The following is a 14,819-nucleotide window of genomic DNA, read 5'->3' as shown; positions in this document are numbered from 1 at the left end:
CAGACATGATCATTATTACGGATAACATCTGATGAAGGAAGAACCCCTTCTTCTGTTATCTGATTTATAGAAACTTATTAACCAAGTAGTCTTGATTGACTACATCATTATTATACTAGGAGGTGAAACGGTATGGAAACAGAAATGTCAGGAAGATTGCTTATTACCGGAGATCTACATGGTGACACTGCGGCATTAACGATGATTGCCAGACAGCTTCGAGAGGGAGATGCATTATTTGTTGCCGGAGATTTTGGATTTGTATTTTGGGATAACAGAGATGAGCATGTATTTTTGGATGATGTAGATCAGTTTCTTCAGAAAATAAACGGATATGTTATTTTTGCGGATGGAAATCATGAGAATCACCGTGCGCTGAATAAATTCCCCGTTGAACAATGGAATAACGCCAGAGTTCATATGATCCGAAGCAGAATCATTCATGTTCTTCGAGGAGAAGTCCTCTCTCTGAAAGGGAAACGGATATTTTGTTTTGGAGGAGCTTTTTCCATAGACAGGGCATATCGTACTCTGAACAAAAGTTACTGGAAGGAAGAAGTTCCCTCTGAGGAAGATTATGAGAATGGAAATAAAAATCTTAAGGCCTGTGACTATAAGGTAGATTATGTGATTACACATACCTGTCCGTTAAATCTTATACCTTCACTTGGGGGATATCACTCGGCGATGGAAGAACGGCAATTGCAGAATTATCTGCAGTATGTAAGTGAGACGGTATATGATTCACTGACCCGGTGGTATTTTGGGCACTGGCACAGAGATCAGGAATTTGGCGAAAAGTTCCGTGTGGTCTATCTGGATCTTGTAGATATGGAAACGGGAAAAAAGATCTGGTGATTATCCTTGCTTTTATATTGGTAACGGGCTATACTAATGAGACATATATCTGATTAATGGAGGGTTTTACAAATGAAAATTGCAGCAACATACGACAACGGAAATATTTTCCAGCACTTTGGAAAAACGGAATTTTTCAAGGTGTACGAGGTAGAGGATAACAAGGTTGTTTCCAGTGAAGTGATCGGTTCCAATGGTACCGGACATGGTGCACTTGCAGGACTTCTTGCAGAGCAGGGAATCAGCGTTCTGATCTGTGGAGGAATCGGCGGTGGAGCACAGAGTGCACTTGCTGAGGCTGGTATTGAGTTATGTTCCGGAGCACAGGGTGATGCAGATGCGGCTGTAGAGGCTTATCTGAAAGGTGAGCTGGTATCTACCGGTGTGAACTGTGATCATCATCATGAGGAGGGACATTCCTGCGGAAGCCATGAAGATGGACACTCCTGCGGCGGTCATGAGGAAGGACATTCCTGTGGAAACTGTGGCGGCGGATGTGGTTCCCAGCCGGCGATCACAGGTCCTAACGTTGGAAAAACCTGCCGTACCCATTACAGAGGAACCTTTAACGATGGAACACAGTTCGATTCTTCTTATGACCGTGGCGAGCCGCTGGAATTCATCTGCGGAGCCGGTCAGATGATCAAAGGCTTTGACGCAGCAGTTGCAAACATGGAAGTAGGACAGGTGGTAGATGTGCATCTGATGCCGGAAGAAGCTTACGGAATGCCGAATCCGGATGCCATCTTTACTCTTGAGATCGCCCAGCTTCCAGGTTCTGAGGATCTTACTGTAGGACAGCAGGTATATCTCTCCAACCAGTACGGACAGCCATTCCCGGTTAAAGTAAACGCAAAAGATGAAAAGACCATTACTTTTGATGCCAACCATGAGATGGCAGGTAAAGAGCTGAATTTCAGAATTGAATTAGTAGAAGTAAAATAATCAGAAACAGTGGGAGGTGCTGTATGGGAGCATATGGCATCTCTCTTTTTGTCTGAAGGAAGGTGGGTTTTCCGGTGAGGATTTCTATGATACCATTTGGACTGCTGTCCGGTTTTATGGACAGTAAAGAAATACGGATCACAGAGTTGGGAGAAAATGGATTCCGGTTTCGACTTGCAGAGGAATGTCCGGAGCCGGAGCGGTTTCTGATCTGTTTTTATGATATGAAAAAAGCCGGGTATCGGAAGGTGGAGATCCGGAAGTTTGAAATGAACGCAGTGGCGAGGACTTCGGCAGCGGAAGAGTGGTGCGTACAGGATCAGGAGAATGGAAAAAAGGAAAATAGAGTTTCTTTTTTTAGGGAATATTCTGTGAGAGTAGAACAGAAAGACTATATGGAAGAAGTTCAGCGTCTGGCCGGACAGTACAATAGATATATCCGCCTGAAACTGGAGGGCGATGATGGAGAGCTGGCGAAGGCACTGACCGGTTATCCTGCGGAACTGGATGAGGTGCATTGTGAGAGCCTGGAAGAGCAGAAGAAGCTGTGGTTTGGAGAGAATTCCAGTGCCATAAAACGAACTCCGGAGGCAGATCAAAGTGTAGAAGGCTTATTCTGGGATAGAGAAACAGAGTTTGCCCTGGAACTGAACAATACTTCTCTGTATGAAGAATATCTGCGTCAGCCGTTAAAGGATTTTCTGGCGTCTTACTGGCAAAAGAATTATCTCACTCACAGCTGGCTTGCAGGCCGGACACCGGAGAGATTTTATATTGGAAATCAGTTTTGCCATAACCTGTTTCCCACAGAAGAACAGCTTTTTTCTATTATGGATAAAATGCGATCGGAAGGACTGGAGATCACGCTGGCATTTTCTTATATCCGGGAATTTATGCTTCCTTCTGTGGGAAAACTTCTGGAAAAAGTGGATAACTGGTGCTGTATTCATGGGATGAATGTGGAAATCGTAGTTAATGACTGGGCCGTGGCGGAAATGCTTCATGGAAAAACATCTCATTTGTGTCCTGTTTTTGGGACACTGCTCAATAAACGGAAAAAAGATCCGCGGATGAAATATAAATCCGGTGATATCTCATTGTTTCAGCAGAACAGTCTGAATGCGGAGTTTTACCGGGATTTTCTGGCGGAAGAGTTTCATATCCACAGATATGAATGGGAATCCTGCGGTTATCCACAGGAGTTCCCACCGGGGAAAAACAGCCTTCATCTGCCTTTTTATCAGACAAATACTTCCCAGTATTGTCCGCTGTATGCCCTGTGCACTACAGGGGACCGTGGCACGCAGCAGCTTGCAGAACACTGTCCGAAATTCTGCGAAAAATACGCACTGCTTTACCCGGAACATTTACACATGATGGGACGGTATAACTCTCTGTTCGGTGTGGATAAAACACTTCTGGAGTCACCGGAAATGTGGAAAAAAATAAAGGGCATAAAACCGGACCGCATTGTTGTGAATCTGTGACGGGGAGGAAAGAACTATGAAAATCACAGCTGGATTAGGGTCCATAGATGAATATGAACGTTTCGTGCAGGCAGGAGCAGATGAATTTTTCTGCGGTTATGTCCCGTTTTCCTGGGCGGAAAAATACGGTACGGTAATGCCGTTAAACCGAAGGGAAGTTCTCTGTTATAATGTGCAGCTTGGCGCATACAGTGAGCTGGAGATCCTTTCCCATATGGTGAAAAAATATAAAAAACCGGTACATCTCACCTTCAATTCCCTGTATTATCTTCCAGAGCAGTATCCGGAGATCGGGGATATCATAGAGCAGTGCATGAAACTGGGATTTCGAAGTTATATCATTGCAGATCCGGCGCTTCTTGCTTATCTGAAAAAAAGGGGGATTTCCTGCGAGATCCATCTCAGCGGAGAGACAGGGGAAGTGAACAGTGAGATGGTAAAAATGTTCCGGCGTTTTCCGCTGAAGCGGATAATTTTTCACCGGAAAAATACATTCCAGGATATGCAGTCCGTGATTGCATCAGAAAGAGAGGCAGAAAAACAGGCAGGCATCCGGCCGGAAAATGGGATGGAATTCGAAGCTTTTGTGCTCAATGAAATGTGCCAGTTTACGGGAGCATTCTGCAATTCTCTGCATTGTGATGAGATGGGATATCTTTGCAGGGTACCTTACTGGCTGGGTACTGTGCGGGATGATGATGTTATTCCTGAAAAGATGCGGGATCTTCAGGCGCAGGTCTGGGAGCGGGAACCAGATCCATCTGCTTATGATGACACAGACTATCTTTGCGGAGAAACCGGCTGTGGCCTGTGTGCTCTGTACAGGATGAAGCAGGCGGGGATTACCCATCTCAAGCTGGTCGGCCGTGGAAATTATGTGGATCACATGGAAAAAGATATCCGGAATTTGCGAAAGGCGCTGAACATTCTGGAAACAGCAGAAAATGAGGAAGAATTTCAGTGTACGATAAAATGTACAGTATTTCCCAATGGGTGCAGCGGAAAGTGTTATTATCGCTAATGTAGTGTGATATTTTTTGGTTGGAGTTGCAGTCCTGAGTGGGGTATTATAATATTAGGAGTAGTGGAAGCGTTGACGCTTTCGAAAATTACTGTAAAAGAACCAAATCAGGAAAGGATATTGCGAATTTATGCTGAAACAGTTTTTTAAATATATTTTTCAGAGTATTGCAGGTATGATCGGGATATCGGTTTATATTCTGGCGGATACTTTTTTTATATCGGTTCATTCGGGAGCGGACGGGCTGGCAGTTCTGAATCTGATCCTTCCGGTGTATGGCGTAGTCTATGCCATTGGAGCGATGATCGGTATCGGCTCAGCTACCAGATTCGGGATCAACAGAGCCAAGGGTGAGGACACGGATCATTATTTTCTCCAGTCCGTTTTCTGGAGCGTTCTGTGCAGCGTGCCTTTTATTATCACAGGTATTTTTGCACCAGAGAAATTTCTGCATCTTCTTGGCGCAGATGCGGGTCTGACTGCCCTTGGAAAAAGCTATCTCCGGATCATGCTGATCACTACACCATTGTTTATGACAAATTATACGTTTACCGCGTTTGCCCGAAACGATCAGGGAACGTCCACAGCCATGACCGGCGCGATTTCTGCCAGTATGTTTAATATTGTGTTTGACTATATTTTTATGTTTCCTATGAAGCTGGGACTTGCGGGAGCGGCACTGGCGACAGCCATTAGCCCTGCGATCACCATGGCCATCTGTACCACCCATTACCTGGGGAAAAAGAATCACGTGGGATTCCGGTGGGTACGGCCTTCCATCCGTCATCTGGTTTCCTGCTGTCAGCTTGGAATTTCGGCTTTTGTGGGAGAGCTTTCCTCAGCGATTATTATGATCATTTTTAACATGCTGCTTCTTGGAATTGCGGGAAATGTAAGCGTGGCAGCTTATGGAGTGGTGGCCAATCTTTCTCTTGTTGCAATGTCCATCTTTAACGGATTGGCACAGGGAGCACAGCCTCTTATCAGCAAAAGCTACGGAGAAGGACAGCGTGACCATGTAAAAAGCCTGCTTCGCTGGAGCCTGATCGCCAGTGCAGTGCTGGAAGCGGTGACGATTCTGGTGGTGTGGGGATTTACGGACAACCTGATCGCTGTTTTTAACAGTGAAAATAATCAGCAGCTTCTGGATTATGCCCATGTGGGACTGCGGATTTATTTCCTGGGATTCCTGTTCGCAGGGATCAACATTATGCTGGTGGCATATTTTTCGGCAGTGGACCGTGCTGTTCCGGCAATTACCGGATCTCTTATGCGTGGAGTGATCGCCATTGCCATCAGTGCGGTGATCCTTTCCAGACTGTTTGGGATCAACGGAGTGTGGAGTTCATTTTTGAGCTCGGAGATCATTACCTTTGTCGTACTTCTTGTGCTGGCGAAGGCAGGGGAGAAAAGAGGATTAAAAAATGAAATTTGATCGTGTAAGAAAAGAAGAGGCAGATACCGTTTTAAAATTATATCGTTCGTTGCTGGGGACGCCCTACTGTGTGTGGACAGAAGATTATCCAACAGAAAAAGAAGTGGAATTTGATTTTTCCAGAGATGCCCTGTTCTGTATGCGGGACGATGACGGGAATATCATAGGTGTGATTTCCATTGATGATGATCCAAACGTGGAATGTCTCACATGTTGGTCGAAAACCATGGTGCCGTCGGCGGAAGTCTCTCGGGTGGGAGTATACCAGGAATTTCAGAACCAGGGAATTGCCCGGAAACTTCTCGTGGGCGTGATGGAAGAACTGAAGAACCGGGGATATCAGGCCGTGCATCTCCTTGTTGCAAAAGATAATGTAAAAGCGCTCCGTTCTTACGATAAGCTGAATTTTGAGAGCGTGGGAGAGTGCGAACTCTGGGGACATATGTACTGGTGTTATGAGAAAGCATTATAGAAAGAATTGAAAAAAATATGCACTTTTCAGACTGGGTATTGATGAACAACCAGTAAGGGAGGTGCATATTTTTGTATAAATCGCAAGTGCTTCGATCATGTTTAAGATAATGTATCCGCCGACAGAGGCATTTAAATCCTCCGGCAGCTGTCCCTCTCAATTAGATGATGGGGCACAATGATCTTCGTAGCTGGAAGGTTCGGGTTTTCAATATGGCTGATCATCTGCGTAGCTGCCTCCATTCCAAGCTGTCCGGAATTGATATCAATGGAAGTCAGCTGGGGTGAGGTCAGTCTGGCAAACAGTGAGTTGTTAAAGGAAAGGATGGACAGATCTTCCGGTATGGAAATCCCCGCCTCCATACAGATCCGCTCCAGAGAAAGTGCCAGGATGTCATCACTGACCAGCATGGCGGTAGGACGATCCTCGCTGGTAAGCAGCTTCCGAAGCTCCTGAAATTCATTCTGGGATGCCCCCGGAACTTCAATACAGTATTCCGGCTGTACCGTCAGTCCGTGGTTCAGAAGAGCCGCCATATAGCCTGTTTTTCGGTCTGCGGAAAAGACCAGGGAATTATCGACACCCAGATATGCGATCTTCCGGTGGCCCAGTGCATAGAGATATTCGGTGGCTTCCTGACCAGCCAGAAGGTTGTCGTTATCAATATAGATCGTGTGGTTCGTGTACTGTGCCGGTTTTCCGATAAGGATATAGAGAAGTCCCTCACTGAAAAGAAAATCAATGACAGGGTCGTTCACACGGGAATAAAGAACAATAAATCCATCCACCTTACCGCTTCTGGACATGGAACGGACCGCAGTCAGGATTTCCTCTTCATTCTGACCGGTGACGATAGTGCTGATATACTGATGGGCGTTGCAGTAGTGGCTGATTCCACGGAGCGCCTCCAGATAAAAAGAGTTCTCATAAGTTTCTTTCGGTGACGGAGGCAGGATAATACCGATGGAACGGGAAATCTGAGTAGCCAGGTTGCTGGCCTGGAAATTCGGCTCATAGCCAAGTTCTGCCATGGCTTTTCGTACACGTTCCTTGGTTTCCTCACTGATGGATGGATTATTTTTGCAGGTTCTGGAAACAGTGGAAGGGGACACCCCGGCCAGAGCTGCCACATCTTTGATGGTTACTGCCATAAAATTGCCTCCTTATGGATATACCGGATCAAAGCAGAAGTATTGTCTGATCAGGTTCCGGTTATGCGTTATAGAGGTATTGTAGTTCATAACCAGGATACTGTCAAATAAATTGCATTGCATATTGCATAGATTCACGCAATAAGTTTGTCGCTCTTTTTGTCTGAAATTCCATTTAATACAAGAATAATCTAAAAATCAACGTATTTAAAAAGGAATTAAAATAAAAAACCACACATTAGAATATAAAAATGCACAAAAACAGAACATAAAAATTGTAAGAAAAGTAGAAAAACCAAAAATGCATTGCGTTTTACGCAAAATGAACATATAATTTATGCAAACGATTGCATAAGAAATGCACAAGATTGCAGCCACGAGGAGAAAAAGGGAGGATTAGTAATGAGCAGCGAGAAAGAAAAAGATCCGTCAGTAGTATACGCACCGCTGACAGGAAAAGCAGTGCCTCTGGATCAGGTTCCGGATCCGGTATTTTCCGGGAAAGTGCTGGGAGACGGAGTTGCGATCATTCCGGAAGATGGGAAGATCGTAAGCCCGGTAGACGGCGAAGTGGAATCTGTTGCGGAGACAGGACACGCCTATGGTTTTTCAACAGAGAGCGGACTGGAACTTCTGGTTCATGTAGGACTGGAAACCGTATCCTTGAAAGGGGAATGTTTCAAAGTCCATGTGAAAGCAGGAGACAAGGTAAAAAAAGGTGACCTGGTAGCAGAGGTAGATCTTGCATACCTGGCAGAAAAAAATATCAATCCTATCACACCGGTACTGATCTGCTCCGATCTTGATGATCAGGATATGAAATGTGCGGAAGGTGCGGTAGAAGCCGGGAAGACAGCTGTGCTTATGCTTGCAGCAAAAGAAGAGAACACCGGAAAAGTGGAAGCAGTGTCATCAACTGCAAACGCTGAAAACAAAGACACAACCACTCCATCCGAACCAGAGAAAAAAGAAAAGAAAAAGTTTAATTTTAACTTTGATTTTCTCCAGAAACTTGGTAAAGTGCTTATGACAGTTATCGCCGTCATGCCGGCAGCCGGACTGATGATCAGTCTTGGTAAGTTGGTACAGATGGCAGGTGCGGATATGTCCTTTGTTCTCACTGTGGGAAGTACCATGGAGAACATCGGATGGGCCATCATCAATAACCTGCATATTCTGTTTGCAATCGCCATCGGTGGTTCCTGGGCGAAAGAACGTGCCGGCGGTGCTTTTGCGGCGTTGATCACATTTATTCTGATCAACCAGATCACAGGTTCTGTATTTGGTGTTACTTCCGCAATGCTCAATGACGCAAATGCGGTAACACACACTCTCTTTGGAAAAGAGATCCTTGTAAACGGCTACTTTACTTCTGTATTAGGTATGCCGGCCCTGAACATGGGTGTTTTTGTGGGTATCATTTCCGGTTTTGCCGGCGGTGTAATCTACAATAAATATTATAACTACCGAAAACTTCCGGATGCTTTATCCTTCTTCAACGGAAAACGTTTTGTACCGATGGTATGTATCCTCTGGTCTGTGATCATTTCCCTGATCCTGGCAGTTGTATGGCCGGTGGTACAGTCCGGAATCAATGCTTTTGGTGTATGGATCGCCAATTCTTCCGATACTTCACCGATCCTTGCACCGTTTGTATATGGAACCCTTGAGCGTCTGCTGCTTCCGTTCGGACTGCACCATATGCTTACCATTCCTATGAACTATACATCTTTTGGTGGAACCTATACCATTGCAACCGGAATCAACGCAGGAAAAGAAGTCTTTGGTCAGGACCCGCTGTGGCTTGCATGGGTGACAGACCTTATCAACTACAAAGATGCTGGAAATATGGCAGCATACCAGAACCTGCTTACAACCGTAACACCTGCCCGTTTCAAAGTCGGCCAGATGATCGGTGCAACCGGACTTCTTCTTGGAATCGCTCTTGCCATGTACCGCAGAGTTGATGCAGACAAGAAGAGCAAATACCGTTCCATGTTTTTCTCAACGGTACTTGCCGTATTCCTTACCGGTGTAACTGAGCCGCTGGAATTTATGTTTATGTTCTGTGCACTGCCCCTTTATATTGTATATGCAGTTCTTCAGGGATGTGCATTTGCAATGGCAGGAATCATTCATCTGCGTGTTCATTCTTTTGGAAACCTGGAGTTTATCACACGAATTCCGATGAGTCTGAAAGCTGGACTTGCGGGAGATGTGATCAACTTTGTGATCTGTGTGGTCGTATTCTTTGCGATCGGATATTTTGTTGCGTACTTTATGATCGGAAAATTCAAGTTCGCCACACCGGGACGTCTTGGAAATTACACAGACAGTAATGATGAAGAGGGCGCGTCTGTTTCCACAGCTTCCGCAGATGGCAAAACTTCCGGCGGAAACTCACAGGCAGAGCGCATCATTACACTTCTGGGTGGAAGAGAAAATATCGTTCTCGTGGATGCCTGCATGACAAGACTTCGTGTTACAGTTAAAGATCTTGATAAGGTTGCGGAGCTTCCGGCATGGAAAGCAGAAGGTGCCCTGGGATTGATCAAAAAAGATAACGGGATCCAGGCAGTGTACGGACCGAAAGCGGATGTGCTGAAATCAGATATTAACGACATTTTATAACAGATCAGGACACAGGAAAAATTTTTCCCCGAAAGAATATCTGCCCTGGGAATGGATACAGTTGGAGGCATAAAATGAAACTTATGACATTAAATACCCACAGTCTGGTGGAACCGGACTATGAGAGCAAAACAAGAAAATTTGCACAGGTAATCAAGCAGGAGCTGCCGGATGTGGTAGCTCTGCAAGAGGTCAACCAGTCCCAGAATGCAAGTGCACTTCCGGATGTGATGCTTCCCGGGTATGTGCGGTGCAGTGGATTTGACCGCCCCATCAGAAGTGATAACCATGCCATGATCCTGGCGGAAATTCTCCGGGGAATGGACTGCTATTATTACTGGACCTGGATCTCCGCAAAAACCGGCTACGGAAAATACGATGAGGGAATGGCACTTCTTACCAGAAAGCCCATAGAGATAGTCCGAGAACATCGTATCAGCAGAACAGACGATTATGAAAACTGGAAGACAAGAAAAATGCTGGGTGTCCAGATCAGTGGCTGTGAGGACTGGTTCTTTACTGTTCACATGGGCTGGTGGAATGATGAGGAAGAACCATTCAAAGGACAGTGGGATTCCATGGAAAAAATTTTCCGGAGTTATGAAAAAGAGGATTTTGCGATCTGGCTTATGGGTGATTTCAACAGCCCGGATAATGTAAGAAACCAGGGATATGACCTTGTCACAGAAAGTGGCTGGCAGGATTCTTTTAAAGCAGCAGAAACAAAAGACGAAGGTTTTACCGTAGAAAAAGAGATCGACGGCTGGCGTGACAGCGATACCGGAAAAACAGAGCAGAAAACAGGCCGGATGCGACTGGATTATATTTTCAGCAGCAAAAAGAGGGAAATCCTTACTTCCGAAGTAATCTGCAACGGAAAAAAATATCCGGTGGTTTCTGACCACTGTGGAGTTATGATTACAACGAAATAAACCATATCATATAAACAGATAAGATGCTCTGAAAGAAATGTGCAGGGCTGAAAATAAGGAGAAAAAAGTTATGAATAGAAGAGCAGCCGGCATTCTGATGCCGATCACAAGCCTGCCGTCAGAGTACGGTATCGGATGTTTTTCAAAAAGCGCCTATGATTTTGTGGACTGGCTGAAAGAAGCGGGACAGAGCTACTGGCAGATCCTTCCGCTGGGTCCTACAAGCTACGGAGATTCTCCGTATCAGTCCTTTTCCACCTTTGCGGGAAATCCGTATTTTATCAGTCTGAAGGCGCTGGTGGAGGAAGGTGTTCTTACAAAAGAGGACTGCGAGAAAGTCAACTGGGGAAAAAGAGCGGACAGCGTAGACTACGAGAAGATTTACAAAGGACGTTACAAACTTCTCCGCAAAGCTTACGAGAACAGCAACATCAGCGAGAACCAGGATTATCAGAGATTCGTGGCAGAGAATAACTGGTGGCTTTCCGACTATGCACTTTTTATGGCTGTGAAAGACCAGTTCGGCGGTGTGGAGTGGACCAAGTGGGCGGAGGATATCCGTCTCCGCTGGGGAAATGCCATGGATTACTACCGCAGAGAATTGTATTTTGATATTGAATTCCAGCAGTATATGCAGTTTAAATTCTATGAACAGTGGATGAAACTGAAAAAATATGCCAACGAAAAAGGCATCCAGATCATTGGTGATATTCCGATCTATGTAGCTATGGACAGTGCGGATACCTGGGCTCATCCGGAGCTTTTCCAGCTGGATGAGGAGAATGTACCGACAGCGGTAGCCGGATGCCCGCCAGATGGATTTTCCGCAACCGGACAGCTCTGGGGAAATCCTCTGTACCGCTGGGATTATCACAGAAATACCGGATATCAGTGGTGGCTTTCCAGACTGAGCTATGTATTCCGTCTTTATGATGTGGTAAGAATTGACCATTTCCGTGGTTTTGATGAGTATTTTTCCATTCCATACGGTGCGGAAAATGCCATTGGCGGCCACTGGGAAAAAGGCCCTGGGATCGATCTGTTCCGCAAAGTGGAGCAGGCCCTTGGCTGGAAGCAGGTCATTGCGGAGGATCTTGGCTATGTAACAGATTCCGTTCGCCAGCTTGTCCATGACAGCGGTTTCCCGGGAATGAAAGTCCTGGAGTTTGCTTTTGACTCCAGAGATTCCGGATGTGCCAACGATTACCTTCCGCATAACTATCCGGAGAACAGCGTGGCATACACAGGAACCCACGATAATGAGACCATTGCCGGATGGTGGAAGAGTATTACGGTAAAAGAGCGCAAGCTTGCCAGAGATTATCTCTGTGACAACTGGACACCGGATAAAGATCTGTACAAATGTTTTATCAGTATGGTTATGCGAAGTAGTGCAAAACTCTGTGTGATCCCCATGCAGGATTACATGGGGCTGGATAACAGCTGCAGAATGAACCAGCCGTCCACAGTAGGAAAGAACTGGAAGTGGAGAATACGTAAGAGAGAGCTGACGATCAAACTTCAGAAGGAGATACATGGAATGACACTTCGTTATGGACGGATGAACTGGTCCGATTAAAAGGAACGTTCATGAAGTATATTCCGTTTAAACGGGACGTGGAAGAGAGTGGAAAGATTTTAGATAGAATCGTAGTTTTTTGTGTGATATAATGCTGTTTCGTGGAGGCAGCTGTCAGTAAAGGGGAGGCTGACAGCTGTCTTATTTTAACCGAATGCGGATGATTTTATCCGCTTACAGCAAGGGGAGAATTATGACAGGAAAAACACACGCGGCAGTCGGACTTGGAACGGTACTAGCAGTTACACAGCCCTCCACAGTTTCCGGTCTGGTACTTGCCGCAGGAACAGGAATGCTTGGAGCGCTGATCAGTGACATTGACGTGGGAACTTCCAAGTCCCATAAAGATGCGGACCGGATTACGCTGATCGCGGTACTGCTTGTGGCAGCAGAGATCGCACTGAATTATTTTTATGATTTTTCCATCTGGGAAAAGATCCGAAATGACCAGTCCATGGCACCGGTAGCTATGGGGGTTATTATTTTTATTGCAGTCTGTGCCTTTGGAAAAAATCAACCGCACCGGTCGTTTATGCATTCCATTATGGCCATGGCCATTTTAAGCGGAGCGCTTTCCATGGTATCTGTACAGTTGGTACCCTACTTTGTGACAGGCTTTGCGTCCCATCTGATACTGGACTGTTTTAACCGGAAACGGGTCCGGATTCTGTATCCGCTGCCAGGAGGAATTGCGCTGGATTTCTGCAAGGCAGGGGGCTTTGTTGACTCACTGCTTTTCAAACTGGGATCTGTGGCGGTGATTTTTGAGATCGTGTATCTGGCTGTGCGGATGGGTGAGAGCTGGAAGTTTTTTCAGATGTAGAGGATATCTTATTTACCGAGTGCAGATATTGCAGGAATTGAAGGTTAAGACAAAAAAGGAGCAGATTTTCCAATTGTGGAAGATCTGCTCTTTTTTTACAAATTAACATATGTAAGTGTGATTATTTTTTCTTTCTGATCTTGCAGGCGCATGCTGTATAAAGTACGTCTGTGGAAGAATTCAGTGCTGTCTCGCAGGAATCCTGGATAACGCCTACGATGAAACCGACACCAACTACCTGCATGGCAACGTCGTTGGGGATTCCGAAAAGGCTGCAGGCCATGGGGATCAGAAGAAGAGAACCACCGGCAACTCCGGAAGCACCTGCCGCACTTGCAGCAGCCAGGATGCAGAGGATCAGAGCGGTCGGGAAATCTACGCTGATACCAAGGGTATGTGCAGCTGCCAGAGCCATGATGGAGATTGTGATCGCAGCACCACCCATGTTGATGGTCGCACCAAGAGGGATGGAGATGGAGTATGTATCCTCATCAAGTCCAAGGTCTTTACAGAGCTCCATGTTTACCGGAATGTTGGCTGCAGAGCTTCTTGTGAAGAATGCGGTGAGACCACTGTCTTTCAGGCAGCGAAGAACCAGCGGATATGGATTCTGGCGTGTGCAGATAAAAGTAACGATCGGATTCAGTACAAGTGCTACAAACAGCATGGTTCCAACCAGTACACAGATCAGACGGCCATAGCTTAAGAGTACGCCAAGTCCCTGCTCGGAGATGGTTGTGAAGATCAGGCCCATGATACCGAATGGAGCGAGGTTGATGATCCATCTTACTGCTGTGGAAGTTGCATCGGAAATGTTTTCGATGACATTTTTTGTGGTTTCGCTTGCGGCCTTCAGTGCGATACCGAAGATGATAGCCCATGCAAGGATACCGATATAGTTTGCGTTCACAAGTGCGTCAACCGGGTTGGAAACAATGTTCATCAGAAGATTTTTGAGGACTTCTGCAACACCGCTTGGTGGAGTGACATCGGAAGTATTGGTATTCTCGGAAAAAGTCAGCATAATCGGGAACAGGCGGCTGGAGATAACGGCTGCCAGTGCTGAGAGTACATTTCCAAGAAGGTAAAGTACAACGACGAATTTCATGTTTGTTTTCTGGCCTTTTCCCATGTGGCACAGAGAGCTCATTACCAGGAAGAACACCAGAAGCGGAGCAATTCCACGGAGAGCACCGACGAACAGGTCACCGAGAATGGAGATCACAGAAGCCTGCGGGATTGCAAGGCCGAGGATGATACCAACGATCAGACCGCAGATGATACGTTTGATCAGATTGATGCTGTTCCATTTTTGAATCAGGTTTTTCATAACTACTTTTCCTCTTTCCTATTGTGTGAGAATGCTTTTACTGTTCTGAGATGTAATACTAATACTGCATCACGTAAAAGCACAATGTAATGATTATATACAATTTTGTCCGTCTTGTAAAGACAAATGTACAACAATCACGAAAAAAGTAATTA

General features: G+C 45.7%; 12 protein-coding genes. 10 read left to right on the top strand and 2 right to left on the bottom strand.

Annotation, left to right across the window (positions count from 1 at the left end):
• Positions 1 to 132 precede the first annotated feature (132 nt).
• The 6 genes from KQI39_RS14890 (at position 133) to KQI39_RS14865 (ending at position 6,218) form a co-directional block, all read left to right on the top strand.
• The gene (locus tag KQI39_RS14890) at positions 133 to 858 is read left to right on the top strand and encodes a metallophosphoesterase family protein (RefSeq protein ID WP_216419295.1); all 726 of its coding nucleotides are present in this window, start codon (positions 133 to 135) and stop codon (positions 856 to 858) included.
• 72 nt (positions 859 to 930) lie between these two features.
• Entirely contained in the window at positions 931 to 1,803 is an 873-nt protein-coding gene (locus KQI39_RS14885) for an FKBP-type peptidyl-prolyl cis-trans isomerase (protein ID WP_021975855.1), read from the top strand.
• An 86-nt stretch (positions 1,804 to 1,889) separates the two neighbouring features.
• The gene (locus tag KQI39_RS14880; protein ID WP_216419293.1) at positions 1,890 to 3,290 is read left to right on the top strand and encodes a hypothetical protein; all 1,401 of its coding nucleotides are present in this window, start codon (positions 1,890 to 1,892) and stop codon (positions 3,288 to 3,290) included.
• A gap of 16 nt (positions 3,291 to 3,306) precedes the next feature.
• Positions 3,307 to 4,311 (top strand): U32 family peptidase, encoded by a 1,005-nt coding sequence (locus KQI39_RS14875; protein ID WP_216419291.1) that lies wholly within the window; start codon positions 3,307 to 3,309, stop codon positions 4,309 to 4,311.
• A gap of 130 nt (positions 4,312 to 4,441) precedes the next feature.
• Complete coding sequence (locus KQI39_RS14870) at positions 4,442 to 5,746, top strand: MATE family efflux transporter (protein ID WP_216419289.1); 1,305 nt, start codon at positions 4,442 to 4,444, stop codon at positions 5,744 to 5,746.
• On the top strand, positions 5,736 to 6,218 hold the full coding sequence (locus KQI39_RS14865; protein WP_021975851.1) for a GNAT family N-acetyltransferase: 483 nt from the start codon (positions 5,736 to 5,738) through the stop codon (positions 6,216 to 6,218). Before KQI39_RS14870 ends, KQI39_RS14865 begins: the two co-directional genes overlap by 11 nt.
• A 131-nt stretch (positions 6,219 to 6,349) precedes the next feature.
• Here the strand turns inward: KQI39_RS14865 and KQI39_RS14860 are convergent, their stop codons facing one another.
• Positions 6,350 to 7,369: a LacI family DNA-binding transcriptional regulator gene (locus tag KQI39_RS14860; RefSeq protein ID WP_216419287.1), complete on the bottom strand. Its 1,020-nt coding sequence runs from the start codon at positions 7,367 to 7,369 to the stop codon at positions 6,350 to 6,352.
• A 402-nt stretch (positions 7,370 to 7,771) separates the two neighbouring features.
• On the opposite strand from KQI39_RS14860, the gene KQI39_RS14855 reads away from it, so the two are divergent.
• From KQI39_RS14855 to KQI39_RS14840, 4 genes are all read left to right on the top strand, one after another.
• The gene (locus tag KQI39_RS14855; RefSeq protein ID WP_216419284.1) at positions 7,772 to 10,000 is read left to right on the top strand and encodes a PTS transporter subunit IIBC; all 2,229 of its coding nucleotides are present in this window, start codon (positions 7,772 to 7,774) and stop codon (positions 9,998 to 10,000) included.
• Positions 10,001 to 10,074: 74 nt separating this feature from the next.
• Positions 10,075 to 10,932 carry an endonuclease/exonuclease/phosphatase family protein gene (locus KQI39_RS14850; RefSeq protein WP_216419282.1) on the top strand — a complete coding sequence of 286 codons (858 nt, stop codon included), beginning with the start codon at positions 10,075 to 10,077 and terminating at the stop codon, positions 10,930 to 10,932.
• A 70-nt stretch (positions 10,933 to 11,002) separates the two neighbouring features.
• Complete coding sequence (gene malQ / locus KQI39_RS14845; protein ID WP_216419280.1) at positions 11,003 to 12,511, top strand: 4-alpha-glucanotransferase; 1,509 nt, start codon at positions 11,003 to 11,005, stop codon at positions 12,509 to 12,511.
• A 193-nt stretch (positions 12,512 to 12,704) separates the two neighbouring features.
• The gene (locus KQI39_RS14840; protein WP_173762911.1) at positions 12,705 to 13,334 is read left to right on the top strand and encodes a metal-dependent hydrolase; all 630 of its coding nucleotides are present in this window, start codon (positions 12,705 to 12,707) and stop codon (positions 13,332 to 13,334) included.
• 121 nt (positions 13,335 to 13,455) lie between these two features.
• On the opposite strand, the gene sstT is transcribed toward KQI39_RS14840, so the two are convergent.
• Complete coding sequence (gene sstT, locus KQI39_RS14835) at positions 13,456 to 14,664, bottom strand: serine/threonine transporter SstT (RefSeq protein ID WP_216419278.1); 1,209 nt, start codon at positions 14,662 to 14,664, stop codon at positions 13,456 to 13,458.
• Between the last annotated feature and the right edge of the window lie 155 nt (positions 14,665 to 14,819).

Source organism: Blautia sp. MSJ-36, from assembly GCF_018917985.1.
Taxonomy (GTDB): Bacteria; Bacillota; Clostridia; order Lachnospirales; family Lachnospiraceae; genus Blautia_A.
The sequence above is the reverse complement of the archived record's forward strand: the minus strand, read 5'-3'. Positions and strand labels throughout refer to the sequence as shown.

What these genes read in the sequence shown, in the direction of transcription:
- KQI39_RS14890 (WP_216419295.1), top strand. Translation starts at nt 133, where the DNA reads ATGGAAACAGAAATGTCAGGAAGATTGCTTATTACCGGAGATCTACAT.
- KQI39_RS14885 (WP_021975855.1), top strand. Translation starts at nt 931, where the DNA reads ATGAAAATTGCAGCAACATACGACAACGGAAATATTTTCCAGCACTTT.
- KQI39_RS14880 (WP_216419293.1), top strand. Translation starts at nt 1,890, where the DNA reads ATGATACCATTTGGACTGCTGTCCGGTTTTATGGACAGTAAAGAAATA.
- KQI39_RS14875 (WP_216419291.1), top strand. Translation starts at nt 3,307, where the DNA reads ATGAAAATCACAGCTGGATTAGGGTCCATAGATGAATATGAACGTTTC.
- KQI39_RS14870 (WP_216419289.1), top strand. Translation starts at nt 4,442, where the DNA reads ATGCTGAAACAGTTTTTTAAATATATTTTTCAGAGTATTGCAGGTATG.
- KQI39_RS14865 (WP_021975851.1), top strand. Translation starts at nt 5,736, where the DNA reads ATGAAATTTGATCGTGTAAGAAAAGAAGAGGCAGATACCGTTTTAAAA.
- KQI39_RS14860 (WP_216419287.1), bottom strand. Translation starts at nt 7,369, where the DNA reads ATGGCAGTAACCATCAAAGATGTGGCAGCTCTGGCCGGGGTGTCCCCT.
- KQI39_RS14855 (WP_216419284.1), top strand. Translation starts at nt 7,772, where the DNA reads ATGAGCAGCGAGAAAGAAAAAGATCCGTCAGTAGTATACGCACCGCTG.
- KQI39_RS14850 (WP_216419282.1), top strand. Translation starts at nt 10,075, where the DNA reads ATGAAACTTATGACATTAAATACCCACAGTCTGGTGGAACCGGACTAT.
- malQ (WP_216419280.1), top strand. Translation starts at nt 11,003, where the DNA reads ATGAATAGAAGAGCAGCCGGCATTCTGATGCCGATCACAAGCCTGCCG.
- KQI39_RS14840 (WP_173762911.1), top strand. Translation starts at nt 12,705, where the DNA reads ATGACAGGAAAAACACACGCGGCAGTCGGACTTGGAACGGTACTAGCA.
- sstT (WP_216419278.1), bottom strand. Translation starts at nt 14,664, where the DNA reads ATGAAAAACCTGATTCAAAAATGGAACAGCATCAATCTGATCAAACGT.